This is a genomic window from Gordonia sp. NPDC003504 (assembly GCF_053587995.1).
In genome coordinates this window covers 139,987-164,757 of the sequence record NZ_JBSFPC010000009.1, presented here as the reverse complement: position 1 = coordinate 164,757, position 24,771 = coordinate 139,987, and the positions used below count along the sequence as shown (strand labels likewise).

Genomic DNA, 24,771 nt, shown 5'->3' with positions numbered 1-24,771 from the left:
GCCCTCAGTGCGCGGCATCGTCCCAGGACCGGCCGTACCCGACGGACACCTCCAGTGGCACCGACAGGGTGATCGCCGACCCCATCTCCTCGCGGACCGCCGCCTCGACCTGCTCACGTTCGGCGTCGACGACCTCGACGACGAGTTCGTCGTGCACCTGCAGCAGCATGCGCGACCGCAGCCCTTCGGCCGCAAGCCGCTTGTGCACGTTGATCATGGCCACCTTGATGATGTCGGCGGCGGTGCCCTGGATGGGCGCGTTGAGGGCCATCCGTTCGGCCGATTGGCGGCGCTGCCAATTGTCGCTGTTGAGGTCGGGCAGGTAGCGGCGACGCCCGAACAGCGTTGCGGTGTACTCGTTGCGACGTGCCTCGGAGACGACGTCGCGGAGGTAGTCACGCACTCCGCCGAACCGGGCGAAGTAGGCCTCCATCTGTTCCTTGGCCTCGTCACGACTGATCCGTAGTTGGGCGGCGAGCCCAAAGGCGCTGAGCCCGTAGGCAAGTCCGTACGACATCGCTTTGACACGATGCCGCATCTCGGTGGTCACCTCGTCGATGGGCACCCCGAACGCACGGGACCCGACGAAGTTGTGCAGATCCTCACCGGTGTTGAACGCCTCGATCAGACCGGCGTCCTCCGACAGATGCGCCATGATGCGCATCTCGATCTGGCTGTAGTCGGCCGTCATCAGATCGTCGAAACCCTCACCGCTTCCACCCGGCCCGCTCGCTCCGCTCCCGGCACCGACCACAAAACCGCGCCGGATCTGGCGCCCGGCATCGGTGCGAACGGGGATGTTCTGCAGATTCGGTTCGGTCGACGAGAGCCGCCCGGTCGCGGCCACCGTCTGATTGAAGGTGGTGTGAATGCGACCGTCGTCGGCCACCGACTTCAGCAGCCCGTCGACGGTCACCTTGAGCCGGGTCGCATCACGGTGTTCGAGCAGATGCGCCAGGAACGGATGCTCGGTCTTCTCGTACAGGGTCTGCAGGGCGTCGGCATCGGTGGTGTAGCCGGTCTTGGTCTTCTTGGTCTTCGGCATGTCGAGCTTGTCGAACAGCACCGTCTGCAGTTGCTTGGGTGAGCCGAGATTGATCTGCTCCCCGATCACCTCGTAGGCGGCCTCGGCGGCGGTGCGGATCCGCTCGGCGAACTCTTCCTCGAGGTCACCGAAATGCTCGACGTCGACGGCGATCCCGGCGGCCTCGAGATCGGCGAGGACGAACAACAGCGGCAGTTCCATCTCGGTGAGCAGTGCGCGAGAGTCGATGCGGTCGAGTTCGGTGTCGAGGACGTCGGCGAGTTCGGCGACCGCTCGTGCCTCGAGCATGTGATGTTCGGCCTGCTCGCCCAGCCCGCCGTCGTCATCGAGCAGCGACAGTTGCGCATCCCCGGAACCGTCGTCGGCACGCAATTCGCGCCGCAGGTACCGCAGTGCGAGGTCGTCGAGGTTGAAGGTGCGCTGTCCGGGACGGACGAGATAGGCCGCGAGCGCGGTGTCGCTGGTGACCCCACGCAGCACCCACCCCCGGGATCGCAATGCGTGGATGGCCCATTTGGTCTCGTGGAGAGCCTTGGCGATGCCGGTGTCACCGAGCCACTCACCGAGGGCCTTCTCGTCGGCCGGGTCGAGCTGGGTGATGTCCACATATGCCGAGACACCGTCGGCCGCGGCGATCGCGATGCCGTTGACGTCGGTACCGACGACGGTGTGCGGGGCGGTGATGGTCAGTCCGGCCCGCCCGGTGCGGGCATGCTCGCTCAGCCATCCACCGACCTCACCGGCGCCGAGGACCGAACCGTCGAGATCGAACCCGGACTCGGCCTCGGGCACCACCGAGCTCAGGGTCGAGAACAGCCGATCGCGCAGGACGCGGAATTCCAGATCGTCGAAGAGCTGGTGGATGCGATCGCGGTCCCAGCCGACCCGGGCCAGATCCTGCGGCCCGGCCGGCAGCTGCATGTCACGAATCAGTTCGGTGAGCTGTCGATTGGTCTGCACCGATGCCAGGTTGGCCCGCAGCGCGTCTCCGACCTTGCCCTTCACCTCGTCGACGTGATCGACGAGGGAGGCCAGCGAACCATACTGGCGAATCCACTTGGAGGCGGTCTTCTCCCCCACGCCGGGAATACCCGGCAGGTTGTCACTGGGGTCACCGCGCAGCGCCGCATAGTCGGGGTATTGCGCAGGCGTCAGACCGTACTTCTTCTCCACCTCTTCGGGAGTGAAGCGGGTCAGCTCGGACACACCCTTCTTGGGGTAGAGCACGGTGACCGAGTCGTCGACGAGTTGCAGCGAGTCACGGTCACCGGTGACGACGAGAACCTTGAAACCCTGCGCCTCGGCCTCGGTGGCCAGGGTGGCGATGATGTCGTCGGCCTCGTAGCCCTCGATGGCCATGACCTGGATACCCAGCGCGTCGAGGACCTCCTTGGTCACGTCGACCTGACCGTTGAACTCGTCCGGCGACTTCGACCGCTGCGCCTTGTACTCGGGGTACATGTCGGAGCGGAAGGTCTTGCGGGACACATCGAACGCGGCCGCGATGTGCGTCGGTTCCTCGTCGCGCAGCAGGTTGATCAACATCGAGGTGAAGCCGTACACCGCGTTGGTGTGCTGGCCGGTCTCGGTCCGGAAGTTCTCCGCGGGCAGCGCGAAGAAGGCACGGTAGGCCAACGAATGCCCGTCGAGCAACATCAACACCGGTTGTGTGTCGGCCTTGGCGCGCGTCTTCGTCTGGGGGGCGGTCTTTTCCGAGGCGGACTTGTCCGGAATGCGGGAAACGTTGGTCGCGGGACTCACCCCTGCGAGTCTAGTGATGGGCTCGGACACCAACCTGTGCGGTCGCACGCAACGTCCTGAACTCGCGGTATGCAGATGTTACATCTGGGAAACCTCGATGTCGTCATCTCGCGAAGGCGGTGAGGCTACTCTCCGGCAGGTGCGCGTGCGGTCGGCATACGCGCCGGCACCATCCGATCCACCTGGGAGGTAAACCAGTCGATGTCCGAGCCCGATCGGCAGATGTCTTTTGAGGGTGGTGGGCCGGGTGGGATTCTTGTCGGCGCCAGACCCGAAAGGCACGCGGCGTCCACACCGCCCCGCATCCGCAGAGTCACGATCATCCTCTTCCTCGCGCTCGCGGCGTCGCTGCTGGGCGGAGTGATCGGTGCCAGCACCGCCACAGCCGCACCCAACGACGTCCAGGTGTTCGGTACGTTGCGCAACGGTTCGGAGAAGATCGCCGGCGTGAAGGTCACGGCGACCGACTCCGGCGGCAAGGTCGTGGCCACCGCCACCTCGTCGGCGACCGGAACGTGGCAACTCATGGTGCCACCCGGTAACTACACGATCGCAATCGAGAAGAGCAGCCTGCCGGAAGGAATCGAGGTGCAGAAGGAGGAGCTGCCCGTCGACGTCAGCTCCGGCACCGCTCGCCCGGTGATCTTCTCCTTCGGCGCCAAACGATCGAGTGCCGAGGTATCGCCGCTGGCCAAGTTCACCCGTCTGACCATCGACGGCCTGCGTTTCGGTCTCATCATCGCCATCAGCGGGGTCGGCCTGAGTCTCATCTTCGGCACCACGGGACTGACGAACTTCGCCCACGGTGAGCTGGTCACTCTCGGAGCGGTGATCGCGTGGGTGCTCAACGTCAAGTTCGGGATTCAGCTGATCGCCGCGACCGTCATCGCGGTCGTCATCGGGATCGGTGTCGGCGTCGTCAACGAGCTGGGGATCTGGCGTCCGCTGCGAAGGCGGCGAACTGGCCTCGTGGCAATGCTCGTCGTCTCGATCGGGCTCGCATTGGTGATGCGCTATCTGATCCTGATCTTCTTCTCCGACCGCTCCGAGGCATTCGTCGACTATCAGGTCCAGACGCAGATCGGTTCTGGGGCCTTCGCCATCACCCCGATCAACCTGGCATGCATCATCATCAGTCTGGTCACCTTGTTGGCGGTGGCGCTGATGCTGCAGAAAACACGGATCGGCAAGGCGATGCGGGCAGTCGCCGACAACCGCGATCTCGCCGCATCGTCGGGAATCAACGTCGACCGGGTGATCCTGTTCGTCTGGGCGCTTGCGGGGGGGTTGGCCACCCTGGGTGGCGTCCTACTCGGGCTCTCCGAACTCGGCGGACGAGTGCAATGGGAGATGGGTTTCAAACTCCTGCTGCTGATGTTCGCAGGCATCACGTTGGGCGGTCTGGGAACCGCCTATGGCGCACTTCTCGGTTGCGTGATCGTCGGCCTCGTCGTGCAATTGTCGACGTACTGGCTCAGCCCCGACCTGAAGTACGTCGGTGGCCTGCTCATCCTGATCATCATTTTGACCATCAGGCCTCAGGGCATTCTCGGATCGCGAGCGAGGATCGGCTGACATGGACATCATCTCCGCATTTCAGATTTCCTTCGCGCAGCTCATCGGGCCGTCGGCGATCTTCTACGCACTCCTGGCGATCGGGTTGAACCTGCACTTCGGGTACGCAGGCCTGCTCAACTTCGGTCAGATCGGGTTCGCGCTTCTCGGCGGCTACGGCGTCGGGATCATGGCGGTCAACTACGACCAGCCCTTGTGGCTCGGTGCGATCGTCGGCATCGCCGCTGCCGCACTGTTGGCCGTGCTACTCGGGTTCCCGACACTGCGACTGCGCGCCGACTACCTCGCCATCGTCACCATCGCGGCCTCGGAGATCCTCCGGCTGATCTTTCGATCGACCTCTACCGACGACTTCACGCATTCGACCAACGGGATCTACGGGTATGGCGGCCCCTTCTTTGCCGCCAGCCCGTTCGACAACGGCAAGCAGTATTCGTTCCTCGGTGTGAAGTTCATCGGCGGCGATCTGTGGGCCATGGTGATCGGGTGGACCGTCGTCGCCCTACTCTGCCTCGTTGTCTACCTGCTGGCCCACAGCCCCTGGGGCAGGGTCCTCAAGGCGGTACGCGAGGACGAAGACGCCGCACGCGCATTGGGGAAGAACGCGTATTTCTTCAAGATGCAGGCACTGATTCTCGGTGGTTGTATCGGCGCACTTGCCGGTGTCTTCAACTCGCTGGCCACGCAGTCGATCAACCCTGATTTCTACTCGACGGCACAGACGTTCTTCGCCTACGGCGCGCTGATCCTCGGCGGTGCCGCGACAGTGTTCGGCCCGGTGCTGGGCGCCATGCTGTTCTGGTTCCTGCTCGCCGTCCCCGACGTTCTCCTCCGGCAGGCCACCGCGGGTGATCACCCGCTGTTGTCGATGTCGGAACAACAGGTGGGCGCCGTACGCTACGTCATCCTCGGCCTCGCCATCATGCTGATGATGGTCTTCCGACCACAGGGCATTCTCGGAAACAAGCGGGAGGTGCAACTCGATGCCTGACACCCACGACCGCACCGCGGCTGCACGCAGCAACCTCAAGTCGCTCTCGGCCGACCAACGCGCGCACATCTTCGGCAGCGTCGACCCGGCTCCGGGTTGCGCCAAGCCCGACCCGATCATCGTCGTCGACCACATCACGCGGACCTTCGGCGGGCTGAAGGCCGTGCAGGTCGATCACCTTGAGATCCAACGCGGAGCCATCACTGGTCTGATCGGCCCCAACGGCGCCGGCAAGACCACGTTCTTCAATCTCATCACCGGTTTCGACAAACCCGATACCGGAACGTGGTCGCTGGACGGTGAATCGCTTGGTCGGATGGTGCCGCATCAGGTCGCACGACGCGGCATGGTCCGCACCTTCCAGCTCACCAAGGCGTTGTCGAAGCTCAGCGTCCTCGACAACGTGAAACTCGGGGCCGGCGGCCAACGCGGAGAGCACTTCCTGGCCGCGCTGGCGCCGTGGACGTGGCGCGCCCAGGAACGCGAGATCACCGAACGCGCCCACGAGGTCCTGGCCCGGTTCAAGCTCGACGCCAAGGCCGACGATCTGGCTGGCTCCCTGTCCGGCGGACAGCGAAAGCTCCTGGAGATGGCGCGGGCTTTGATGACCGACCCGAAGATCGTCATGCTCGACGAGCCGATGGCAGGGGTGAACCCGGCGCTCACACAAAGCCTGCTGGGCCACATCAAGTCGTTGCGCGACGACGGTGTGACCGTGGTCTTCGTCGAGCACGACATGGACGTCATCCGCGACATCAGCGACTGGGTGGTCGTGATGGCGCAAGGCGAGATCATCGCCGAATCCCTTCCCGACCAGCTCGGGGCCAACGAGGCGGTCGTCGACGCATATCTCGGTGGCCACCACGATCAACCGCTGGAGTTCGACGATCGGGGCCGACCGATCGGCGCAACCGCGGTGATCGCCGAACAGGTCGAGGCCGCGATCGAAACCACCTTGGAGGAGGGCGGGGATCTGTCCGAGCCGGGCCCCGTGACCGACACACCGGCCACCGACACGAAGGGCAACTCGTGAGCACTGACCCCGGTCCCGCGCCGGACACCGGATCGTTGACGCCGGCCCAACTCGCGGCGACACCCGAGGAACACAGGCGGCTCGCGGTCAACGCGCTGCTGCGCGCCGACGACATCACCGCCGGATACCTGCCGGGAATCAACATTCTCGAGGGCTGCAATTTCTATCTCGACGACGGTGAGATCGTCGGCATCATCGGCCCCAACGGCGCCGGTAAGTCGACCTTGCTGAAGACCCTGTTCGGGTTGATCCCCGTCCGTCGAGGTTCGGTCACACTGCGTGGCGAGGACATCACCTCGGCGAAGGCACACATCCTGGTCAACAAAGGCGTGGGCTACGTTCCGCAAACCCAGAACGTCTTCTCGGCATTGACCATCGAAGAGAACCTCGAAATGGGTGTGTACCTGCGGCCCAAGACATTTCGTAAGCGGTTCGACGTCGTCTCCGAACTGTTCCCGCTGCTGTCGGAGCGTCGGAAGGTCAAGGCGGGCGCCCTCTCCGGCGGTGAACGACAGATGGTCGCCATGGGACGCGCACTGATGATGGAACCGTCGGTGCTGCTCCTCGACGAGCCGTCCGCCGGATTGTCACCGATGTTCCAGGACGAGGTCTTCATCCGATGCAAGGCGATCAATGCCACCGGGGTGTCGATCATCATGGTCGAACAGAACGCGCGTAGGTGTCTGCAGATCTGCGACCGGGGCTATGTCCTTGATCAAGGCCGCAACGCATACACCGACACCGGAAAGAACCTGGCGTCCGATCCGAAGGTCATCGAACTCTACTTGGGAACGCTGGCGGGCAGTTCCGAGACGTCGGCGGACGCTGCGCCAACGATGAAACAGCAAGGGCGACACGCGGCGCAGGACACGTAGACGCACCGCGAACGTCCGAGGGGCCGGAAGCGCTGAACGCACTTCCGGCCCTCGGCTTTGATCACATCAGTTCGCGGACACCGTGATGTATTTGCCGACCGGTTCGACCAGCTTGTTCTGGGCGTTGAACTCCAGAATGCCGTACGACCCGTTGGTCGGCTCACCCGACGCACTGAACGCGAGGTTGCCCGTCGGACCCTCGTAGCGAATGTCCTTGCCCTGCCCCAACATATCGAGGCACTGCTGGTATGTGGTGCACTTGTCGGTACCGTTGGAGATCGAGTTGATGTTCGCCGCGATCGCCTTGCCGTCGGTCGACTTCGCCTTGGCTGCCGCCAAGGCCGACATGATGACCGCGTCGTAGCTTTCACCCGCGTAGTTGAAATCGATCAACGAAGGATCGACAACCTTCAATTCCGCCTGGAACTCGTTGGAGGTCTTGGTCAGCGGGGTCGTACCCTTCATGCCGGCGAGCAGGCCCGTACCGACGGCCTCGCCGAGCGCGTTGCCCATGTTTCCGTCGACGCCGTAGACCTTCTTGCCGTCCGTCGGCCCGATGCCCACCTCGTGCATACGGGTGAGGATCTTCGACGACTCGTCGAAACCGATCACCGCGATGCCGTCCGGATCGAAGTTCTTGACCTGGTCGACCTCGGCGTTGAACGACTGGGCGTTGGGATCGTAGATGATCTTCTGAATCTGATCGGACGGAATGCCCGCGGCCTCGAGGTCCTTCACGGTGTTATCGGCCAGACCGGTTCCGTACGGATCGTTGAGGGCCAGAATCGACACGCGCTGCACACCGTCGCCTGCCATCGTCTGCGAGAGCGCCTGCGCCTGAAGGACGTCCGGCGGTGCGGTGCGGAAGTACATGCCCTTGTCCGCGTAGCAGGTGAACTGATCGGAGGTGTTGGCCGGAGAGAACATCACCACACCGGCGTTGGCGATCTTGTCGATGACCTTCAACGACACCGAGGATGATGCCGCACCAACGATGACCTGCGTTCCGGCTGCCAACTCGCGGTCGACGGTCGCGTTGGCGGTGTCTGTGGTGGTGTCACCCGAGTCGCCGGTCACCAGCTGTACCGGTTTGTCCAGGACACCGCCCGCGGCATTGACGTCCTTGACGGCGAGTTTGGTGCCGGCGATCATGGGTGGCCCGAGGAAGGCGAGGCTGCCGGTCTCGGGCAGAAGCGTGCCGATCTTGAGCGCGCTCGTACTCACCGGACCGGGTGTGGCCTGCGGCGGGTTGTCGCACTGGGCCGTGGTGCTCGAGGACGTGGCACCCTCCGATGAATCCGAGCTGGAGCTACTACAGCCGGCCACCGCAAGTGCCGCAGCCGCGGTGAACACCACCGCACCGCTTCTCACAAAGCGAAAAGACATCAATGCTCTCCTTGTGATTCTGTTGTCTGCGATGCAGTGCGTCGCAACGACGCAGGAACCGCGAATCGCTGAGGTCAAGCTAACGCGATCGTATTGCCACGACGTAAAGATCGTGAAACTCGTGTGATCGCAACCCGATTCATCAACCGGTCTGGCTCACTCCTGCGGACCCAACGTCTCCACCACGACCTGCGCGACAGCCTTCATCGTGGTACGACGATCCATCGCAGCCCGCTGAATCCACTTGAATGCCTCGGGTTCCGAGAGAGACTGCTTCTCCATCAGGAGGCCCTTGGCCCGTTCGACGAGTTTGCGGGTCTCCAGTCGGTCGGCCATCGACGCGACTTCCTTCTCCAGCTCCCGCAGTTCCTGGTAGCGACTGACCGCCACCTCGATCGCCGGGACCAGATCGGCCTTCGTGAAGGGCTTGACCAGATAGGCCATCGCCCCGGCCTCTCGGGCCTTCTCGATGAAGTCACGCTGACTGAACGCGGTCAGCATCACCACCGGTGCCAGACGTTTGCTCGCGATCTCGGCGGCCGCGTCGATCCCGTCGCGGACCGGCATCTTGATGTCCATGATCACCAGATCCGGGGACAGCTTCTCGGTGAGGTCGACCGCGGTCTGACCGTTCGGCGCCTCGCCGACGACCTCGTATCCCTCCTCGCGCAACATCTCGATGAGGTCCATCCGGATGAGAGAGTCATCCTCCGCGACAAGCACCTTATGTGTTGTCTGCTGTTCGGCCGGCGTCACCGACGCACTGTCAACCACCGTCACCATCCCCTCCTCCGCATTGAGTTCAACACCCGAAAACACCAGGTCGCACCCCCCGCACTCGGCGGGTGATGCACCGAAGCGTACCGGCTGTCACCGTCTCCGGCTGATCATCTAGACTTGTCTGCTGCAGCCCCCGCACGGCAGCATGCCCTCGTAGCCCAATTGGCAGAGGCAACGGATTCAAAACCCGTCCAGTGTGAGTTCGAGTCTCACCGAGGGCACAGAAAGACCAGGTCAGGGCAGGTTTTCGACCACATACCCATCGGGGGTAGCGCCTCAACTGCTCGCAACTGCTCGCAGTAGCGCCCGCTCAGGTGCTCGCGAGCAGGTCCGAAAGCCTCGATATTTGGTCCGCTGAGAGGTCGAGCATCGCCACAATCTGCGCGATGTCCGGCGCGTTCTCGGCAGGCTTCAGCGCGGCCGTCCTCGCGTCGTTCAGGGCCGTTGCCAGCGCGTCGAGTTCGTCGCTGAAGAGATGCCCGTATCGGTCGAGGGTGAGCGTCGCCGACTTGTGCCCAAGCATCCGTTGCACGACCTTCACGTTCGCACCCGACCGGATCGCCAGCGACGCCGCGGTGTGGCGCAGTTCGTGGGGTGTGAGGCCCTCGACACCGGCAGCGGTCGCGGCCGGATCGAATCGCCATCGGAACTCACCCGGCGTCATCCATCCGTCACGGCCACCGAACACGAGAGTGCCGGTCGCCTTCGGCACGGTGTCCAGGTGCTCGCGCAGCATGTCGACCAGGAACGCGGGGACCGGCACCGAGCGCGATTCGTGACCCTTTGTCGTGCCCTCGACGGCGCCTTGCCCACGTACCCACGTCACCGACCGGGCAACGTCGAGGCGCCCGTCGTCGAGGTTCACGTCGACCCGGCGCAGCGCGACCGCTTCGCCGTAGCGCAGACCGGCATACGCGAGCACGTACACCATGACCCGATCGGCGGGTGAGGGCATCGCGTCGGCGAGCGCCTCGACCTGCGCGTGATCTAGGAACCGCTTCGGTGCTTCGGCCTTGCGTGGCAACTCGACGCCGTCAGCCGGATTCGATGGGAGTAGCTGAAGGCGCACCGCGTCGCCGAGGACCTGACGTAGGACCTGATGCGCTTGGATCACGCGCGACGCCGAGAGCTTGCGACGGCGGGCACCTTCGGGCACCGCGTGTTCTCCCGCTTGCATCGCCAGCACCCACGCCCGGACACCGGCGAAGTCGACACCGGCCAGCGGGGTATCGCGCCACGTCGGGAGAACGCAGGTGTCGAGTAGTGACCGGTACCCGGCAACGGTTTTCGGTTTGCGTGCGGCCTTCGCGTCGATCCATTGCTCGGCGACCTCGCCGACGGTGCGCTCCCCCGCTGCCTTGCGCACGAACCGGCCGGTGACCAGATCGGCCGTGTTCTGGTCGACCCACTGTTGCGCGTCATCCTTCAGCGCAAAGGTTTTCATGTGTTCGTGGCCGTCAGCGTCGACGAACCGGCCTTGCCACCGGTTGCCCTTGCCGTACTTGGTCGATCGCTTACGGCGCCCGGTGACGGGGTCCTTCGCGCGGGTGTGCCATCGGTCCTCGACCCCGCCGCGGCGCCCGCGCTTCGGTGGTTGTTGTTCATCCGTCGTCGTCATGCCTCGACTGTACGGGTTCGTAGACCATTGCGAGCAGCACCTACGCTCATGTGATCTGCCTCACAAGCTGTCACGATTGACGATTAAATGCGTCAATTAATCATTGCTGGTCACCCATACAATCAACCCAAGTTGTAACAGTTAGCGTCAATTGACGATCTATTTCCGCAGTTCAGAGGCTTGACGATGCGTTTTCGGTTGGTCATTCTTTGGGTGTCAGAAACACCGAAGAAACCGGAGACAAAATGACCACCACGAACGTCGAGATTCGACGATTCACCCTCGACGAGGTCGCGAACATCATCGGCACGTCGCCCGCAGGTGTCCGCGAAATGCACAAGTACGGTCGCGGGCCCGTCATGTACATCTTGGGCAAGCGCCTTGTGTGCGACGAACCGGACTTCGCCCGGTGGGTCGAGTCGCAGAAGGCGAAGAGCGCACGCGGGGAACTCGCCGACCAGTTCCGCGACCCGGCCGAGTTCGAGGGGAACACCACCGATGCCTGACACCGCTGCGCCCACCGTCGAGCTACTCGGCGATCTGATCAAGCTCACCCACGGCGGCGAAAGCATGTACCTCGACGGCGCAGCCGCCCGCGCTATCGCCGTGTCGCTCTTCGCGTTCGTCGGCGTCAGCGCGGCGAACTTCGCCCCGGAGGGTGCCGAAGCCGCGATGGAACGTCTCGACGCCGAGATCACCGCGGCCGGGGCCGAGTGGATTCCGATTCTCGAAAAGCTCGCCAGCACCGCCGAATGACCGTCGCCGTGTGCCCCGCGCCGACGCAGTAAGACACCGACGCCCGTCGGTGACCGGGGAGGACCTACCTAACCAGAGGTCCGAAAATGCACGCGCAGAACCGATTACAGACCCGACCGCTCACGCCGAAGTTCGACGGTAGCGCGCTGGTCTACACCTACGACGACGAGCCGCCGATCGAACTCACCGAGGACGCCGACGGCAATCTGATCGAACTCACCGAGGAGAACACGAACCGATGACCATCGACGACATCACCACGACCCCGCCCACGTTCCCGGACGAACCGCACCGGCCCACGCTCGCCGAGCAGGCCAGCGACCGCCGGTTGCAGATCGAGACCGAGCGCATGTCGGAATCCATCGCCGCCGCCCGGCGGGGTGAGGACCGACCGCGGCCGTCGCTGCGCCCGGTCCTGTCCGGCCGCGCCGAGGAATTGGCGGCACCTGTGATCAAGCGTGCCTTGCGTGGTCACCAGCGCGCCGTCGGTGCGCTCACCGTGCCGGACACCGCAGACCCGACCGCGCGGATCGTCGAGGCGATGCGCGCCGCGGGTGAGGCCGGGGAGCCCGTGGACCCGGACGGCGCACACGTCGCCGCGCTGGTCGACTTCCACCGGCGCCGGACCGACGCCGACGCGCTCGCCGCTGCGCGGGTCGAGGTCGGCCGTCAGACCTCGCGGGCCCTCACCGCCGACGTCCGCGGGATGCGCCGGGACCTGGTCTCAGCGGTCGCCGCCGACCTCGCGGATCTCGCGAAGCTCGCCGAGCAGGTCGTCGAGGCCCTCGACGGCGCCACCACGGCCGAGGACGCGATCGGCAAGGGTCAGGCCGCGGTCAGCGCGTGGCAGACTCGCGACCTTGTCCGCGACCGCACGCTCGCCGCCGCGTGCTCGCTTCACTGGGTGCGCAAGCGCGCCGACCGCGGGTTCGTCGTCGACGCGACCGGCCGGGTCGATGCGTGGCCGACGGGCAACGATGACCGGCACACGTCGGCCCGCACGTGGGAGGTTGTCGACGAGATCCTCGAACGCCTCGACGTGTCCGACGCTGCGCGGGCCCTGATGACCGGCGGTGCCAAGTGAGCGGGTTCGGGCAGTACCTCACCGGTGAACCGACCACCGCCCAGCGCCGCCGGTCGCCCGGCTACCGCAAGGGATTCGGTCGTCACATCGACGGGTCGCAGGACGCGGCCAACGAGAAGCGTTCGCAGCTTGCGGCCCAGCGCCGGGCCCGTATCCGCGACGCGCAGAAGGCCGGGACGGCGACCTATGACCGCAACGGTCGGCCCGTCGACCCGCTCGCCGACGACGCCGCGATGATCGAAGAGAAGTGGGCCGATGAGTTCGGACCGGACGACGGGGACGCGGCATGATCGCCAACCGTCGCCGCGAGGCCAAGTTCTACGACCCGGACGGCGCCGACATGCCGGTGTGCCGGACGTGCTGGAAGGTGTCGGCGGTGCTCCGACGTGGCGAGATCTTCGTCGAGCGCCGCCGCACCGGCGGGCCGATCGCCCACCAGCGCCAGCGATGCAAGGCGATCCGGCCCGGCAGTGACGTGCAGCGTGACGTGTTCGTTGCCTACGTCGCACCCCGGCCGTCTGTTCGCTTGGTTGACGTCAATCGGTCGAGTTCTGTTGCATAGCAACGCCGTTCGGCGTGTCGCGGGCGATCTGACCGGTAGGCTGAAGACGTCGCGGGTGGCACCGCGGCAGTGGTGGTTGTCTCCGATGCCCCGCGCAGACACCCCACACCCACTACGCAGAATTGAGAACGCATGTCCCCCAACGACAAAACCCCCGCCGACAAGGGCGAGGGTTTGGCCGGGCGATCCCACTACGATGAGAACGACTCTCATCGTAGCACCGACGACCGACGCGACACGCAATGCGCGGCACGCGAACTGATCGCATCCGGTCTCGGCACCCCGTTGCCGTTGCCCGAGGGCCGCAAAAAGCCCCCGCCGAAGGACACCACCGGCGGCAAGAATCCCCGGCCCACCACCGACGAGGCCCTCGCGTTGCTCGACGACCACGACGGCAACATGTGCCTGCGCATGGCCGACGGCGTGGTCGGCATCGACGTCGATGTTTACGGAGACAAGCATGGTGACCAGACCATGCGAGCCAAGGTCGCCGAGTGGGGCCCACTCCCCGACACCTACATGTCGACCTCGCGCGACCCCGAGAGCGGTTCGGGCATCTACTACTTTCGGGTGCCCGCCGGGACCAAGCTGCGCGGGGAGATTCGCCCCGCGGTCGAGATCATCCAGGCACACCACCGTTACGCAGTGGTCGCTCCGTCGGTGGTCACGTGGGACGACAAGGGCCGGGTCGATCCGCCCCGCGTCTATCGGTGGTTCGGCCCGGACCTCGAACCCTGCGCCGTGCCGAATATCGCCGATCTCCCCGAGCTACCGGCCGAGTGGGTCGACGGCCTGAAGGTCACCGAGCGCCGTTCACGCCGGGCCGCGGTGCCCGAAGAGTGGTCGGCGTTCGTGTTCTCCGGCGAGGACGTCGGTCCGCGAGAGTGGCGGCAGTTGGTCGCCACGCTCCCCGGTGCGAAGTCTGCGCCGTGCGAGCACATGGCCGACATCGGCGACCCGGTGTCGCTTCACTTCGCCATGCGCGGCAACGCCTACCCCACGATGAACAGCCTCATTTGGAAGGCCGTCCGGTTCGGCACCGGCCGCGCCGAGGACGGTTGCCGCGGTGGGTGTCCCGGCGTCTACCGCGCCGTCATGCGGATCATCGAGGCGTACTTGGTCGAGGTCACCCCCGCGGGCCGACGCGCACGTGAGGCCGGTGGTCGTATCCCCGCGAGCAGCGAGGCCAAGGGCGAAGTCACACGGTCACTGACCGGTGCCGTCCGGGGTGCGGTGGTCGCGTGAGTACCGGTGACGACCCGTGCGGGTTCGAGTATGACGGCGTCGAATACGACACCCAAGAAGAGATGGAAGAGGCCATGATCGAGGCCGAAACGTCAACGCGCGCAACGCGAGCAGAGTTGACCGTAGTTCCCGACGTCGACGATGACGCGAACGACTGGGACGACGCGCTAGTCAGTGATGCCCCGCGGTGGGAGTGGCGAGGGGTCGACGATCTGTTCGCCCCGCTCCCGAAGCGTAATTGGTTGGTCGAGGGTCTATGGCCTGATCTCAGCTACGGCGCGATGGCCGGGGAAAAGAAGACCTTCAAGAGCTACAACGCACTGTTGCTCGCCGTCGCCGTCGCCGCGGGTGTCGACTACTTGGGCCGGTTCAAGGTCACCCGCGCACCGGTGGTCTACATGGCCGCTGAGGGTGGCTCTGATCAGTTCCAGCTACGTTTCCAGGAAGTGTGCAACGGGTACGGGATTCGGAGCCCCGAGCAACGCGCAGAGTTGCGAGGGCACTTCCACGTGACCCACAACCGCGCACCGATCAACACGATTGAGTTCCGGGAGAACGTGACGGCGAAGCTCGACGAGCACAAGCCCGGTCTACTCATCGTCGATTCGCTCTACAACGTCCACGCCGAGGGGGTCGAGACCTCGAACCTGTACCAGCGGGGAAAGATGCTCTCTGATCTCTCAGAGTTGGTGCGCGACAAGTGCGCGTTGATCATCGTCGACCACTTCAAGAAGTCGACCGGATCGCTCGACCTCCACAACATCAGCATGGCCGGTGTCGGCGAGTGGGTCGATTCGTGGGTTCTTCAGCGTCACCGCAAGCCGTTCGACAAGAACAACAAGCGCGCGGCCCTCGAAGTCGAGTTCGGCAACCGCTACGGCGGGCGAGAATATGCCCTCGACATCACCGCACCCCCGCACCCCGACGAGGCCGGTCACGTCGGCGCCGTGACGTGGGAGCTGCGCGACCTCGACGAGGCCGAAGCCGCCGACCGGGCCGACAAGGGCGAGGACACCGGCGCGCGTATCGCCCGCGAGATCAAGGCCGCGTTGAGTGGATTCCCCGAGGGTGCGCCCGACGGTCTCACGGCCGGAGAGATCGAAGACCACGACGAGATCACCGGCAACCGGCAGACCATCCGGGCGATTCTGAACAGCCTTGTGAGACTCGACGTCGCGCAGGTGCGCAAGACCAAAGTCGAGCGACTCAACAAGAGTGGTCGGCCGTATTCGGTCGAGGTCTACCAACTGCGCGAGCGACCCAAGAAGTACACCATCAAGGCCAACCAGCGCGAGAGCGCAGAGAGCGAGAACGACCAGTGACCACCACCACCCCCGCGATCCGGCGCAACGTCAGGCCGAACGCCCCCACCGACGCGAGCCTCACGTCTATCAACGGCCAGAGCATCGTGTCCGTCGAATTGTCCGGCTTCCCCGAGACGTGCCCGCGGTGGGTTGTCGGCAAGCGGTGCCGCAACCCGTACGGCGAGCGTGGCAAGGCGCCGTGTTATTGCGACCGCAACCGCGGGCCGGTGAGGGAGTACATCGACCACCCCCGGCGGGTCAAGCTCGACGACGGTTCGCGTGCGATGCTCTGGCAGCCCTACGGGTCGGTGACCCTCGACGACACGTTCCTCGACCTAATCCGTGCGTGCAGCGCCGACGGCATCGAGGTCGCGATCTCGCCCCGAAGCGACCACTTTCCCGGCAGCACCGTCGGGATCATCTTCACCCCCAAGCGCACCCGCGCATAGCCTCGACGACCATCACGGCCCTTGCACCTTCGGGTGTGAGGGCCGTTGTCGTATCTGCGCACGGGTAGGGGTCTGTCACGGTTACCCACCAACCGTGCGAACTACGTTGGTAGGGGTCCCTATTTGAGCGTTAACCGTGACAGGTAGTGCGAGGGGTAGGGGTCCAGGCATATGCGCAGGTCAAGGACCTGTTTCGTTCACTCGCCCATCGTTGGGCGAGAGACCATCGCCGAAACGTCGTTGATCGCCTCGCCCGCCCAAACCTCGACAGTTGGGCGAGACACACCAACAAGTAGCCTCATATGTGCAGTTCAAAGCATGTTTTGTCTCTCGCCCATCATTGGGCGAGCAATGGGCGAATGGTCCACGTGGGAGGGGGCGGGCGTCTTTCGCCCGCCCACCGGAACCCCTATAGGGGGAGGGCGAGCGAGCGACACGGAGGGTGTCAGATCGCCCGTGTGGCGCCGGACCGTCGAGGGTGAGCCGACGGACGTCGGGCGTCGTAGGAGCGTCAGCGAGGACGTGGGGCCGGTGTAGGGCATCGCGTGAGGGGTGGGGGTGGGACCCCTCCCCGGTCCGATCGCCCAGGGCCCCGCCCCGTACTGCCAGAATCCACGTGAGACATCCATAAGGGCACTATGCAGGCCTGCATAATCGGCCCTGACCTGCGCATATACGCCCCGAAAGCCCCAGAGCCGCCCCACCACCGCGGGGAGCACGACCGCGGCCACCGGCGGCCCGCAGCGCGAAACACGTTGTCGCCGAGACATTTTCGGCAAACCATAACGGAACCGCTACCGCCCCACCGCCGCCCCCGGCCCCTCGCGGGGTGGCCCGGCCGTCGCCCTCGCGGCCCGCAGAGCCCCGCAGACACCCCGGACCCCACCACCACGCCCGAACGGGCCGATCGGCCGTCACAGCGCGAATGAGGCCGCAGGAACGACGGCCGCACAGCGACCCGACCGGACGCCGGACCCCTCGACGACGCTCTCGCCCCACCGCGGGGACACCCACGCGCAGTTGTCACGTTTGACGTCAACCCGAACGAACACGGTTGCGCCACAACCGAACTCATCGGCGTGAGTTTTGACAAGGGATGCGATCATGGGTGCATCCGGGGACCCCACGAACACAGGAGCCGAGCATGGCAACCGCCGCCGCACACATCACCGCCGCAGAGACCGCCCTCACCGAGGCCGAGGCCGCGTTCGAGAAGGGCACCCCGCACGCCATCGCCACCGGCGAACGACAGTTGACCGTCGCGACCGTTCACGCCCAGATCGCAGCAGCGGCACAGAACGCGGGTGCGTAGTGCCGCCGCGAGCACGCAAGACCGCGGCGACCGGGACCACCGGCGCCGCGCTGCGCAAGCACTACACCGAGTGGGCAGCGAGTGAGGGTGTCGACCTCGACCCGTCCGATCACGCGCTCATCGAGCGGTTGGCCGTCGTCACCGACACCGCGCGTGACCTCGAAGCGAGCATTGCCCGCGTCGGCGCGGTCGTCGTCACGCCGGAAACCGGCGCCGAGAAGCCCAACCCGACATTGCCCGCCCTGCGCGGGCAAACCGAGCTTGCGGCGAAGTTGATTCACACCCTCGACCGCCGGATCTCCGATGCGGCCAGCGGCACCCCGGCCCATACCGGCGGGGTGGCGCCGTTCACCGTGCGCGGGCAGTACGACAACAAGACCGGCACCGACGACGCGGTGAGCATCGCCCGCAAGCCCTCGCGCACCCGACCGAAGAAACGGACGTAGCCGTATGGCACGCAAACGCAGCACCCCACCCGCGGGGACCACCACGGCGCCGACCGCATCGGCACCGAAGCCCCAACCGCGGACCGAGGCCGAGTTCCTCGCCGCGATACCTGCCGAACCGAAGACCGACGCGGAGTTCGCCGCGGCCTACGACGGGCACACGCGGCGGTGTGTGGCGACCGGCGCGTGTGAGTGCAACCCGTTCGCCGACGGATACGAACGGCCGTTGTCGCCATCCGAGCGGGTGCCGTGGCCCCATTGGCGCCAGGATCTCGCGCACCGGCGATGGTTGGCCGCATGACCGACGACCGATTGGACGTGCCCGCCGAGTGCCCCCGTGGGCACGAATTGACGCCCCGCACAACGCATATCCGCGTGTCTAGCGGAGGCCCGCGCGGGACCGCACCCGTCGGGTTCGAGTGTCTCCGGTGCCTGCGCGCCGACTGCTACCGCGCCCACTGGGGCCGTGACGCCGTCGTGCCCGACGGCCTGCTCGACGAGACCGCGTTCACCCGCCAACCGCGCGAGTTCGGCAAGGGTGGCCGTGACGGGCAGGCATGGCCGGATCAGGGCCGTTGGTGGACGCGCGTTGTGTTCGCGAGCGGTTGGGGGTTCTGTGATCCCGACCCGACGCCGGAGCTTCGCGAACAGCGAGACGCCGAGAGTCGCGCACGGATCGCCCGCGAACTCGACGAACTCGAAATGAAGGATGCTCGCCAGCGGGCCGCGCAGCGACGGGCCGAGGCCGTCGCGTCGACGGACGCGATACGCGCGGCGATGTCGGCCGCACGTGGGGGTGTCGCGTGCTGATCGAGCTACGGTTGTTCGGCCGCGAGGTCGTCGCCGTCGAGTGCTCACGGGGAGGACCCGACGACGTCGACCTTGCGGATTACGCGCTGTCATCCGACATCGAGCGGGCCGACGTCGGCGCATGGCGTGATGACGTGTTCGACGAAGACGCCGAACCGCGGCCCAGAATCATCGCCGCCGGTGCTCACCGGGCACGCCGTCGCCGCGCGTCGGTCATCGCGATCGGCACCCGGCACCGCAACGGGCCGGTTGACGTCAACTCAAAAACTAAGGGCACCAACGGGTTCGGGTTCTCATCGACAAACGGGTGACCCGCGGCCATCGGCGGGAGTTTTGACAGGCCGTGCGATGATGGTCGAGACGTGCGGGGAATGAAAGCCCGCAGGACCGGGGAGGGTCAAGCGTCGTTCGTTAGGTGACCCCTCGACATGGCCGGTAAGGCTTTCAGCGTCGGCGAAGGTGCCGTCAAGCTCGTTCCGGATTCATCCGGATTCCACAACCGCGCACGGCGCGAACTCGCCGCCGGTCGGCTCACCACCGACGTCGACCTACGCCCGGATACCTCGCGGTTCGCCCGCGAGACACGAGACCGGCTGAAGGCCTCACGGTTCACCGTCGAAGCCCGGCTGACCGTGAACGACACGTCACTACGCGACGCCGAACAACGGATCTCTCGCCGCGGGTTCACCGTCAACGTCAAGCCCACCGTCGACGAAGCCGCGTGGCGCCGATTCGAGGCCGACGCGCACCGGCGACTGTCCCGCATGGATCTACGGGTGTCGGTGACGCCGTCGCTCGACGAAGCCGCCTACCGGGCAACGCAAGCCCGGTTGCGCGCACTCGCCCAAGACCAGACCTCAACAATCACCACCCGACACCGCAACGTCGGCGGGAGTGGCGCCGGTGGCGACTCCGACGGCGGCCTGGGAGGACTCGCGAAGACCGCGGGAAAGATCGGTCTGATCACGTCGGCCGTCGCCGGTCTCGGCGGTGCGATCGGCCTTGCCGGTGGCGCACTCGGCGGACTCGCGGTCGCCGGTGCCGGAGTCGGTATCGCGTTCGGTGCGATGGCCGGAACCATCGCGCTCGGTATGGACGGCATCAAAGAAGCCGCCGAGACCGCGCAACCGGCGTTCGACGCGCTGAAGTCCAGCGTGTCATCGGTTTTCGCGACCGACATGAAGGCCGGTTTCGCGTCGCTGTCGACGCTGATGGGGTCGATTACCCCGCAGATGGAGGGCATCGCAAAGGCGACGTCAGGCTTGTTCAACGACATCACGGCACGCCTGGTCGAGGCCACCCCTCAGATCCAAGGCGCACTCGGCGGGGCCGTGAACATGGTGTCGGCACTGGGACCCGGTCTGTCGTCGATGTTCGCGAGCTTCGCGACGTTCGGCGCGAACATGGCGCCGTTGATGACACAGATCGGCATGGCAATCGGCACGCTCGGCGCCGCGGTCGGTTCGGTCTTCGCCAACCTCGACCCGGCGTTCTTCTCCGGTCTGGTCACGTTCTTGCAATCGCTGTCGCCGCTGATTGGCGGTTTGCTCACCGCATTGACCACGATGGCAACGGCCGTCATGCCCGCGCTCATGCCGTTGTTCTCGGCACTCGGCAACGCGCTTCAGACGATCGCCGGGCCGCTCGGCGCGCTCGGCGCGACCCTCGCAAACGCGCTCGCGCCCGTGCTCCCCGTTCTGGCACAGTTGATCTCGGCGGTCGCAACCGCACTCGCCCCGCTACTGGGCCCGCTGTCGTCGGTGCTTCAGACCGTCGGAACCGCACTGACCGGCCTTGTGCAGGGACTCGCCCCGGCTATCGGCCCGCTCGGCGAAGCGTTCTCGGCGCTGATCGCCGCCGCGGCGCCGTTGGTGCCGCTGGTCGGTCAGGTCATCGGGCAATTGGTCGCGCAGTTCGCGCCGGTGCTTGCGCAGGTCTTCACCGCCCTCGCGCCGGTGATCTCGCAGTTGGTCGACGCGCTCTCACCCGTACTCGCCGCCATCGTCCCAGTGCTGGGACAGGTCGCGTCGATGCTCGGCGACTACTGGGTGTCGATCCTGAACATGCTTGCGCCGTTGCTCCCCCAGATCGTCGGCGCGATCGGCGAGCTACTCGGCGCACTGTTGCCGCTCATCCCGCCCTTGCTTCAGGTCGGACAACAGTTGTTCCCGAGCCTGGTTCAGATCATCGGCGCACTGTTGCCGGTCGTCGTGCAGATCATCGGCCTACTGGTGCAGCTTGTCGGCGTCATCGTGCCGATTCTCATTCCCGCTATCAACCTGCTCGGAACGATCATCGCGGCCGTGTTCTCGGCGATCGCCACCGCGATCACGTGGGCCGTCGACAACGTGATCACCCCGGCCCTGAAGTGGTTGACCGACCGGTTCGAGGACGTCAAGAGCGGCGTCACCACCGTGATCGAGTGGATCACCGATAAGTGGAACGGGTTCGTCGACCTGATGAAGGGTCTACCGGGCAAGGTGACGTCGGCCCTGTCCGGACTCTGGGACGGCATCAAGTCCGGCCTTGCGACCGCGCTGAACTGGGCAATCGACAAGCTGAACAGCTTCACGTCGGTACTCAACAAGGTGCCCGGCGTCAATATCTCGGCGATCCCGCACGTGAGCTTCGCCGGTGGCGGTTACACCGGCGACGGCGGCAAGTACCAGCCCGCAGGCATCGTCCACAAGGGTGAGTTCGTCGTCCCGCAGCAGGGCGTGACGCCGGAAACCATGCCGTTGCTCACTGCGCTACAGGCCGGGTGGGTGCCGTCCGCGGACTTCCTGCGCCTGATGGTCGGCGGGGCCGGATTCGCCGACGGCGGCGGCTACGGCCTCCCCGCCGGGACGTCGATCGGATACGGCGGCACCGGTTTCCCCGACTGGGTGACCAAGCTCGGCGCCGCCTACGGCGTCCAGCCCTCGACCTACCCCGGCCACCAGGAAAGCGACCGCAACGAGGCCGGTTACGCGGCCAACCCGCAGGGACTCAACCGCGGCATCGACTGGTCGGGCCCGGTCGACAAGATGCAGGCTTTCGCCGCGCACCTGATCGACATCGCACCCTCGACCACCGCGATCGAGCAGGTCATTTGGCAGAATCCGCAGACCGGCGAGCAACTCGGTTGGCACGGTCGCCAGAAGGACGACGGTAGCTACTTCGCATCGGATTACGCCGGTCACCAGGATCACGTGCACCTGCGCGCGTCCGGCCCGATCGGCGACGGCGCCGCAACGCAGCCCGGCGACCCCACCGCGGGAGCGGGAGCCGCGACCGAGGGACTCGGCGCGCAGTTCAGCGGCAAGACGTCGGGCAAGCTCACGCCGGAGTTCGAGAAGGGCACGCCGTCGCTCGCCGACGCGATGAAGGACCCCAAGCTCACCAAGGTCTACGTCGTGAACATGCCGACCGCGTGGAACTTCAGCGCCGACACCACCGGCACCAGCGGGGGAACCTCGACCGGTTCGTCGGGTGCCAGCACCACCACGTCGACGCCCTCGACCACCACGTCGACGCCGTCGAACGTCGACACGATCCCGCTGAAGAAGAACGCCGACGGCACCTATTCGTCGACAGACCCCGAGTGGGACAAGCTGATACAGCGCGAATCCGGCGGCAAGGCCGACATCGTGCAACAGGTCCAGGACGCCAACAGTGGGGGCAACGAAGCGTCGGGACTCTTCCAGATCGCACTGGGCACGTGGAAGGCCAACGGCGGCGACAAGTACGCCCCGTCCGCGGGACAGGCGACCCCCGAGCAACAGGCCGAGATCGCCGCGGCCATTTTCAACAAGTCCGGCGGGTCGCCGTGGGGTTCGGGTGCCGGGCAGAACTTCGGCCGTGAGGACGAAGCGAAGTTGCGTGCCGGTATCCAACGCGCAGGGACCGCACCGGCGGGCACCCCGGCCGATCCGGTCACCGTCACCCCCGCACCGTCGACCACCACCACCCCGGACACCACGACCACGACGCCGACCGGCACCACGCCGTCGACGACCACCCCGCCCGCGAGCACCACGACGGCGAGCGAAGAGTCGATGCTGTCCCGGTGGATGCGTGAGCAGTTCGAGGCCGTCGTCGGCAAGCCCAAGACCGACGGCACCGGCAACGCAACGCAGTTGACCGCCGACCAGCAACTCGGCATCGACACCGCAAAGAGCTTTGCCACTCACACCCCGCTCGGCATCGGCGGGCCGCAGGTCTCGACCATCGCGAAGAAGGCACCCGCCATCGCCGAGATTGCCGGGGGTATCGCCAAGGCCGCGCCCGCGTGGGGTCAGGCCCTCGCGGGCAACCCGGCCGCGGCTATCGCCCAGAGTGGGGAGGCACTCGCCCAGTGGGGAGCCAAGACCGCGCAGGACTTCGCGTCGTATCTGCCCGAAGCAGCGCCGGGGATGCTCGAATCCCTGTTGTCCGGTGTCGCCGGGCCGCTGGTCGGCACGATCAACACCGGCGCCTCGACCGATCAAGTCATGTCGACCATGCAGGACATGCAGAACCGGCAGATGCGCCGGTCGAAGATGGGACGCCGCGGATGACCGACCGACCAGACCCCGACCGCAACCCGCAGGGTTACGCCGCGGTGATGCGCGAGCACGACGTCGACGCCCGGCTACGTCGACAGGATCGCCGTTACGGGTTCTCGCGCTACCTACCGCCGGACGGCGAGAGCGAGCACCGGCGCCGCTGATATGGAAAGGGCACCACCGGCGAGATCGTCGCGGGTGGTGCCCTTGTCGGGTGGAAGTGTCCCCCGGTTTACCGGGGAGGTCACGCAACGCGCGCCGGGGAACGCCGACACATCAACGCTATTCGGCCGGATCTCGCACTGTCCAAACTCGCGGTTGCTGCTCGCAGACTGCTCGCAGCGTTCGAGATACCGGCCGATAGTTGTTGTTGATTGTTCGTGACGGTTGGTCGAGTCATTACGTTGTGCCCCTGGCCAATTCACCGACATACAGTCACCAACACGCTAGAATCGCCCACATACCGCGACCTGGGAAAACGTGTTTGCACGGATTCAAAACCCGTCCAGTGTGAGTTCGAGTCTCACCGAGGGCACCATGGAACCCCTGTTCAGCAGGGGTTTTGTTGTTTCTGGACTTGCTACACGGCCCGTGTTGTGTAGCAGACCGTCAACAGTTGGGTGTCCTCACCGGGGCTTTTGTGACCTCTTCGGCAATCGGTCAAGCCGGAAGGAACAAGCCTCATGTCCAGCCCATCAAAGGTGCCAAATCGCACCCACCTCAGCCGTCGCGCGCTAGCCGGCGGTGCCCTGACCGTCCTCACGGTCATCAGCTTCTACGCCCTGCCGATCCTGGCGTGGACCGTGTGCATCCACTTCGGCCTCTACGCCGGGGTGCCCCATGAACGACGCCATCACCGCCACCCAACAACGGCTGGACGCAACCGCAGACCGGGCATGGCAGCGCATGCAGGACACCCGAGGAACCGCCCTGTTCGACATGTGCCGTGACCTTGCCTATGCGGCTAAGGATCGCGCTGACTCTTACGCCCGTGAGCACGCCGAGATAGCACCCGTCCCCACTGAGAGCCGAACAGGACGGTTCCGCACGGGCTACCAGTCAGCTGTGCAAGCTCTCGACAGCGTGCCCGGTCCCCTCATCGCCTGGTTCCTGCCGATCCTGGCCAGCATGCAACCCGAACCCGACGATGACCCGATAAGCTAAGCCGTGCTCTTGGCCTCGATCCACCGATTTGTGTGGAAGCGGGCGGTGC

The 24,771-nt window shown here is 65.8% G+C and carries 25 protein-coding genes and 2 tRNA genes; 23 read left to right on the top strand and 4 right to left on the bottom strand.

Translation table 11 applies throughout. The annotated features are described in order from the left end of the window. Window positions 1-4: 4 nt before the first annotated feature. Window positions 5-2,701 (bottom strand): DNA polymerase I, encoded by a 2,697-nt coding sequence (gene polA / locus ACWDPV_RS17325; RefSeq protein ID WP_348804250.1) that lies wholly within the window; start codon window positions 2,699-2,701, stop codon window positions 5-7. 327 nt (window positions 2,702-3,028) lie between these two features. Between polA and ACWDPV_RS17320 the strand changes: the two genes are divergently transcribed. The 4 genes from ACWDPV_RS17320 to ACWDPV_RS17305 are packed head-to-tail and all read left to right on the top strand — an operon-like array spanning window position 3,029 to window position 7,280. Continuing rightward, window positions 3,029-4,381 (top strand): ABC transporter permease subunit, encoded by a 1,353-nt coding sequence (locus ACWDPV_RS17320; RefSeq protein ID WP_449744023.1) that lies wholly within the window; start codon window positions 3,029-3,031, stop codon window positions 4,379-4,381. 1 nt (window position 4,382) lies between these two features. Beyond that, entirely contained in the window at window positions 4,383-5,372 is a 990-nt protein-coding gene (locus ACWDPV_RS17315; RefSeq protein WP_348803963.1) for a branched-chain amino acid ABC transporter permease, read from the top strand. After that, window positions 5,365-6,405 carry an ABC transporter ATP-binding protein gene (locus tag ACWDPV_RS17310; RefSeq protein WP_348803964.1) on the top strand — a complete coding sequence of 347 codons (1,041 nt, stop codon included), beginning with the start codon at window positions 5,365-5,367 and terminating at the stop codon, window positions 6,403-6,405. Before ACWDPV_RS17315 ends, ACWDPV_RS17310 begins: the two co-directional genes overlap by 8 nt. After that, window positions 6,402-7,280 carry an ABC transporter ATP-binding protein gene (locus tag ACWDPV_RS17305; RefSeq protein WP_348803966.1) on the top strand — a complete coding sequence of 293 codons (879 nt, stop codon included), beginning with the start codon at window positions 6,402-6,404 and terminating at the stop codon, window positions 7,278-7,280. Before ACWDPV_RS17310 ends, ACWDPV_RS17305 begins: the two co-directional genes overlap by 4 nt. A 66-nt stretch (window positions 7,281-7,346) precedes the next feature. Here ACWDPV_RS17305 and ACWDPV_RS17300 read toward each other — a convergent pair whose 3' ends face one another. Beyond that, window positions 7,347-8,666 (bottom strand): ABC transporter substrate-binding protein, encoded by a 1,320-nt coding sequence (locus tag ACWDPV_RS17300; RefSeq protein WP_348803967.1) that lies wholly within the window; start codon window positions 8,664-8,666, stop codon window positions 7,347-7,349. Window positions 8,667-8,822: 156 nt separating this feature from the next. Next, window positions 8,823-9,449: an ANTAR domain-containing response regulator gene (locus ACWDPV_RS17295; protein ID WP_348803968.1), complete on the bottom strand. Its 627-nt coding sequence runs from the start codon at window positions 9,447-9,449 to the stop codon at window positions 8,823-8,825. Window positions 9,450-9,593: 144 nt separating this feature from the next. Between ACWDPV_RS17295 and ACWDPV_RS17290 the strand changes: the two genes are divergently transcribed. After that, window positions 9,594-9,667, top strand: a tRNA-Leu gene (locus ACWDPV_RS17290). Between the two features lie 89 nt (window positions 9,668-9,756). Here ACWDPV_RS17290 and ACWDPV_RS17285 read toward each other — a convergent pair. Beyond that, window positions 9,757-11,064 (bottom strand): tyrosine-type recombinase/integrase, encoded by a 1,308-nt coding sequence (locus tag ACWDPV_RS17285; protein WP_449743981.1) that lies wholly within the window; start codon window positions 11,062-11,064, stop codon window positions 9,757-9,759. A gap of 245 nt (window positions 11,065-11,309) precedes the next feature. Here ACWDPV_RS17285 and ACWDPV_RS17280 point away from each other — a divergent pair, with 245 nt between their 5' ends. From ACWDPV_RS17280 to ACWDPV_RS17195, 18 genes are all read left to right on the top strand, one after another. Beyond that, window positions 11,310-11,570: a helix-turn-helix transcriptional regulator gene (locus ACWDPV_RS17280; RefSeq protein WP_449743980.1), complete on the top strand. Its 261-nt coding sequence runs from the start codon at window positions 11,310-11,312 to the stop codon at window positions 11,568-11,570. After that, a complete protein-coding gene (locus ACWDPV_RS17275; protein ID WP_449743979.1) occupies window positions 11,563-11,820 on the top strand; it encodes a hypothetical protein in 258 nt (85 codons plus the stop codon). The genes ACWDPV_RS17280 and ACWDPV_RS17275 overlap by 8 nt, the downstream gene beginning before the upstream one ends. Window positions 11,821-11,906: 86 nt before the next feature. Then, window positions 11,907-12,062 (top strand): hypothetical protein, encoded by a 156-nt coding sequence (locus tag ACWDPV_RS17270; protein WP_449743978.1) that lies wholly within the window; start codon window positions 11,907-11,909, stop codon window positions 12,060-12,062. Next, window positions 12,059-12,904, top strand: coding sequence for a hypothetical protein (locus tag ACWDPV_RS17265; protein WP_449743977.1), 846 nt, complete (start codon window positions 12,059-12,061; stop codon window positions 12,902-12,904). The genes ACWDPV_RS17270 and ACWDPV_RS17265 overlap by 4 nt, the downstream gene beginning before the upstream one ends. Then, the gene (locus ACWDPV_RS17260; protein WP_449743976.1) at window positions 12,901-13,194 is read left to right on the top strand and encodes a hypothetical protein; all 294 of its coding nucleotides are present in this window, start codon (window positions 12,901-12,903) and stop codon (window positions 13,192-13,194) included. The genes ACWDPV_RS17265 and ACWDPV_RS17260 overlap by 4 nt, the downstream gene beginning before the upstream one ends. Then, a complete protein-coding gene (locus ACWDPV_RS17255) occupies window positions 13,191-13,466 on the top strand; it encodes a hypothetical protein (protein WP_449743975.1) in 276 nt (91 codons plus the stop codon). The genes ACWDPV_RS17260 and ACWDPV_RS17255 overlap by 4 nt, the downstream gene beginning before the upstream one ends. 132 nt (window positions 13,467-13,598) lie before the next feature. Then, entirely contained in the window at window positions 13,599-14,711 is a 1,113-nt protein-coding gene (locus ACWDPV_RS17250; RefSeq protein WP_449743974.1) for a bifunctional DNA primase/polymerase, read from the top strand. After that, window positions 14,708-16,033: an AAA family ATPase gene (locus ACWDPV_RS17245; RefSeq protein WP_449743973.1), complete on the top strand. Its 1,326-nt coding sequence runs from the start codon at window positions 14,708-14,710 to the stop codon at window positions 16,031-16,033. Before ACWDPV_RS17250 ends, ACWDPV_RS17245 begins: the two co-directional genes overlap by 4 nt. Continuing rightward, window positions 16,030-16,464: a hypothetical protein gene (locus tag ACWDPV_RS17240; protein ID WP_449743972.1), complete on the top strand. Its 435-nt coding sequence runs from the start codon at window positions 16,030-16,032 to the stop codon at window positions 16,462-16,464. The genes ACWDPV_RS17245 and ACWDPV_RS17240 overlap by 4 nt, the downstream gene beginning before the upstream one ends. Window positions 16,465-17,608: 1,144 nt before the next feature. After that, window positions 17,609-17,776 (top strand): hypothetical protein, encoded by a 168-nt coding sequence (locus tag ACWDPV_RS17235; protein WP_449743971.1) that lies wholly within the window; start codon window positions 17,609-17,611, stop codon window positions 17,774-17,776. After that, the gene (locus ACWDPV_RS17230) at window positions 17,776-18,222 is read left to right on the top strand and encodes a hypothetical protein (protein ID WP_449743970.1); all 447 of its coding nucleotides are present in this window, start codon (window positions 17,776-17,778) and stop codon (window positions 18,220-18,222) included. Before ACWDPV_RS17235 ends, ACWDPV_RS17230 begins: the two co-directional genes overlap by 1 nt. A 4-nt stretch (window positions 18,223-18,226) precedes the next feature. Beyond that, window positions 18,227-18,523 (top strand): hypothetical protein, encoded by a 297-nt coding sequence (locus tag ACWDPV_RS17225; RefSeq protein ID WP_449743969.1) that lies wholly within the window; start codon window positions 18,227-18,229, stop codon window positions 18,521-18,523. A gap of 74 nt (window positions 18,524-18,597) precedes the next feature. Continuing rightward, window positions 18,598-19,032 carry a hypothetical protein gene (locus tag ACWDPV_RS17220; RefSeq protein ID WP_449743968.1) on the top strand — a complete coding sequence of 145 codons (435 nt, stop codon included), beginning with the start codon at window positions 18,598-18,600 and terminating at the stop codon, window positions 19,030-19,032. Beyond that, window positions 19,026-19,343, top strand: a complete 318-nt coding sequence (locus ACWDPV_RS17215) for a hypothetical protein (protein WP_449743967.1) — start codon at window positions 19,026-19,028, stop codon at window positions 19,341-19,343. The genes ACWDPV_RS17220 and ACWDPV_RS17215 overlap by 7 nt, the downstream gene beginning before the upstream one ends. Window positions 19,344-19,460: 117 nt before the next feature. After that, window positions 19,461-23,570, top strand: a complete 4,110-nt coding sequence (locus tag ACWDPV_RS17210; RefSeq protein WP_449743966.1) for a transglycosylase family protein — start codon at window positions 19,461-19,463, stop codon at window positions 23,568-23,570. Beyond that, window positions 23,567-23,722, top strand: coding sequence for a hypothetical protein (locus tag ACWDPV_RS17205; protein WP_449743965.1), 156 nt, complete (start codon window positions 23,567-23,569; stop codon window positions 23,720-23,722). The genes ACWDPV_RS17210 and ACWDPV_RS17205 overlap by 4 nt, the downstream gene beginning before the upstream one ends. Window positions 23,723-24,012: 290 nt before the next feature. After that, window positions 24,013-24,096 (top strand) — tRNA-Leu (locus ACWDPV_RS17200). A gap of 302 nt (window positions 24,097-24,398) precedes the next feature. Continuing rightward, window positions 24,399-24,722 (top strand): hypothetical protein, encoded by a 324-nt coding sequence (locus ACWDPV_RS17195; RefSeq protein WP_348803969.1) that lies wholly within the window; start codon window positions 24,399-24,401, stop codon window positions 24,720-24,722. Window positions 24,723-24,771: the final 49 nt, after the last annotated feature.

Excerpts from the sequence above, each read along its gene's own strand:
- polA (WP_348804250.1), bottom strand. The coding sequence starts at position 2,701 with ATGTTGCTCGACGGGCATTCGTTGGCCTACCGTGCCTTCTTCGCGCTG.
- ACWDPV_RS17320 (WP_449744023.1), top strand. The coding sequence starts at position 3,029 with ATGTCTTTTGAGGGTGGTGGGCCGGGTGGGATTCTTGTCGGCGCCAGA.
- ACWDPV_RS17315 (WP_348803963.1), top strand. The coding sequence starts at position 4,383 with ATGGACATCATCTCCGCATTTCAGATTTCCTTCGCGCAGCTCATCGGG.
- ACWDPV_RS17310 (WP_348803964.1), top strand. The coding sequence starts at position 5,365 with ATGCCTGACACCCACGACCGCACCGCGGCTGCACGCAGCAACCTCAAG.
- ACWDPV_RS17300 (WP_348803967.1), bottom strand. The coding sequence starts at position 8,666 with ATGTCTTTTCGCTTTGTGAGAAGCGGTGCGGTGGTGTTCACCGCGGCT.
- ACWDPV_RS17295 (WP_348803968.1), bottom strand. The coding sequence starts at position 9,449 with ATGGTGACGGTGGTTGACAGTGCGTCGGTGACGCCGGCCGAACAGCAG.
- ACWDPV_RS17285 (WP_449743981.1), bottom strand. The coding sequence starts at position 11,064 with ATGACGACGACGGATGAACAACAACCACCGAAGCGCGGGCGCCGCGGC.
- ACWDPV_RS17280 (WP_449743980.1), top strand. The coding sequence starts at position 11,310 with ATGACCACCACGAACGTCGAGATTCGACGATTCACCCTCGACGAGGTC.
- ACWDPV_RS17275 (WP_449743979.1), top strand. The coding sequence starts at position 11,563 with ATGCCTGACACCGCTGCGCCCACCGTCGAGCTACTCGGCGATCTGATC.
- ACWDPV_RS17270 (WP_449743978.1), top strand. The coding sequence starts at position 11,907 with ATGCACGCGCAGAACCGATTACAGACCCGACCGCTCACGCCGAAGTTC.
- ACWDPV_RS17265 (WP_449743977.1), top strand. The coding sequence starts at position 12,059 with ATGACCATCGACGACATCACCACGACCCCGCCCACGTTCCCGGACGAA.
- ACWDPV_RS17255 (WP_449743975.1), top strand. The coding sequence starts at position 13,191 with ATGATCGCCAACCGTCGCCGCGAGGCCAAGTTCTACGACCCGGACGGC.
- ACWDPV_RS17250 (WP_449743974.1), top strand. The coding sequence starts at position 13,599 with ATGTCCCCCAACGACAAAACCCCCGCCGACAAGGGCGAGGGTTTGGCC.
- ACWDPV_RS17235 (WP_449743971.1), top strand. The coding sequence starts at position 17,609 with ATGGCAACCGCCGCCGCACACATCACCGCCGCAGAGACCGCCCTCACC.
- ACWDPV_RS17225 (WP_449743969.1), top strand. The coding sequence starts at position 18,227 with ATGGCACGCAAACGCAGCACCCCACCCGCGGGGACCACCACGGCGCCG.
- ACWDPV_RS17210 (WP_449743966.1), top strand. The coding sequence starts at position 19,461 with ATGGCCGGTAAGGCTTTCAGCGTCGGCGAAGGTGCCGTCAAGCTCGTT.
- ACWDPV_RS17205 (WP_449743965.1), top strand. The coding sequence starts at position 23,567 with ATGACCGACCGACCAGACCCCGACCGCAACCCGCAGGGTTACGCCGCG.
- ACWDPV_RS17195 (WP_348803969.1), top strand. The coding sequence starts at position 24,399 with ATGAACGACGCCATCACCGCCACCCAACAACGGCTGGACGCAACCGCA.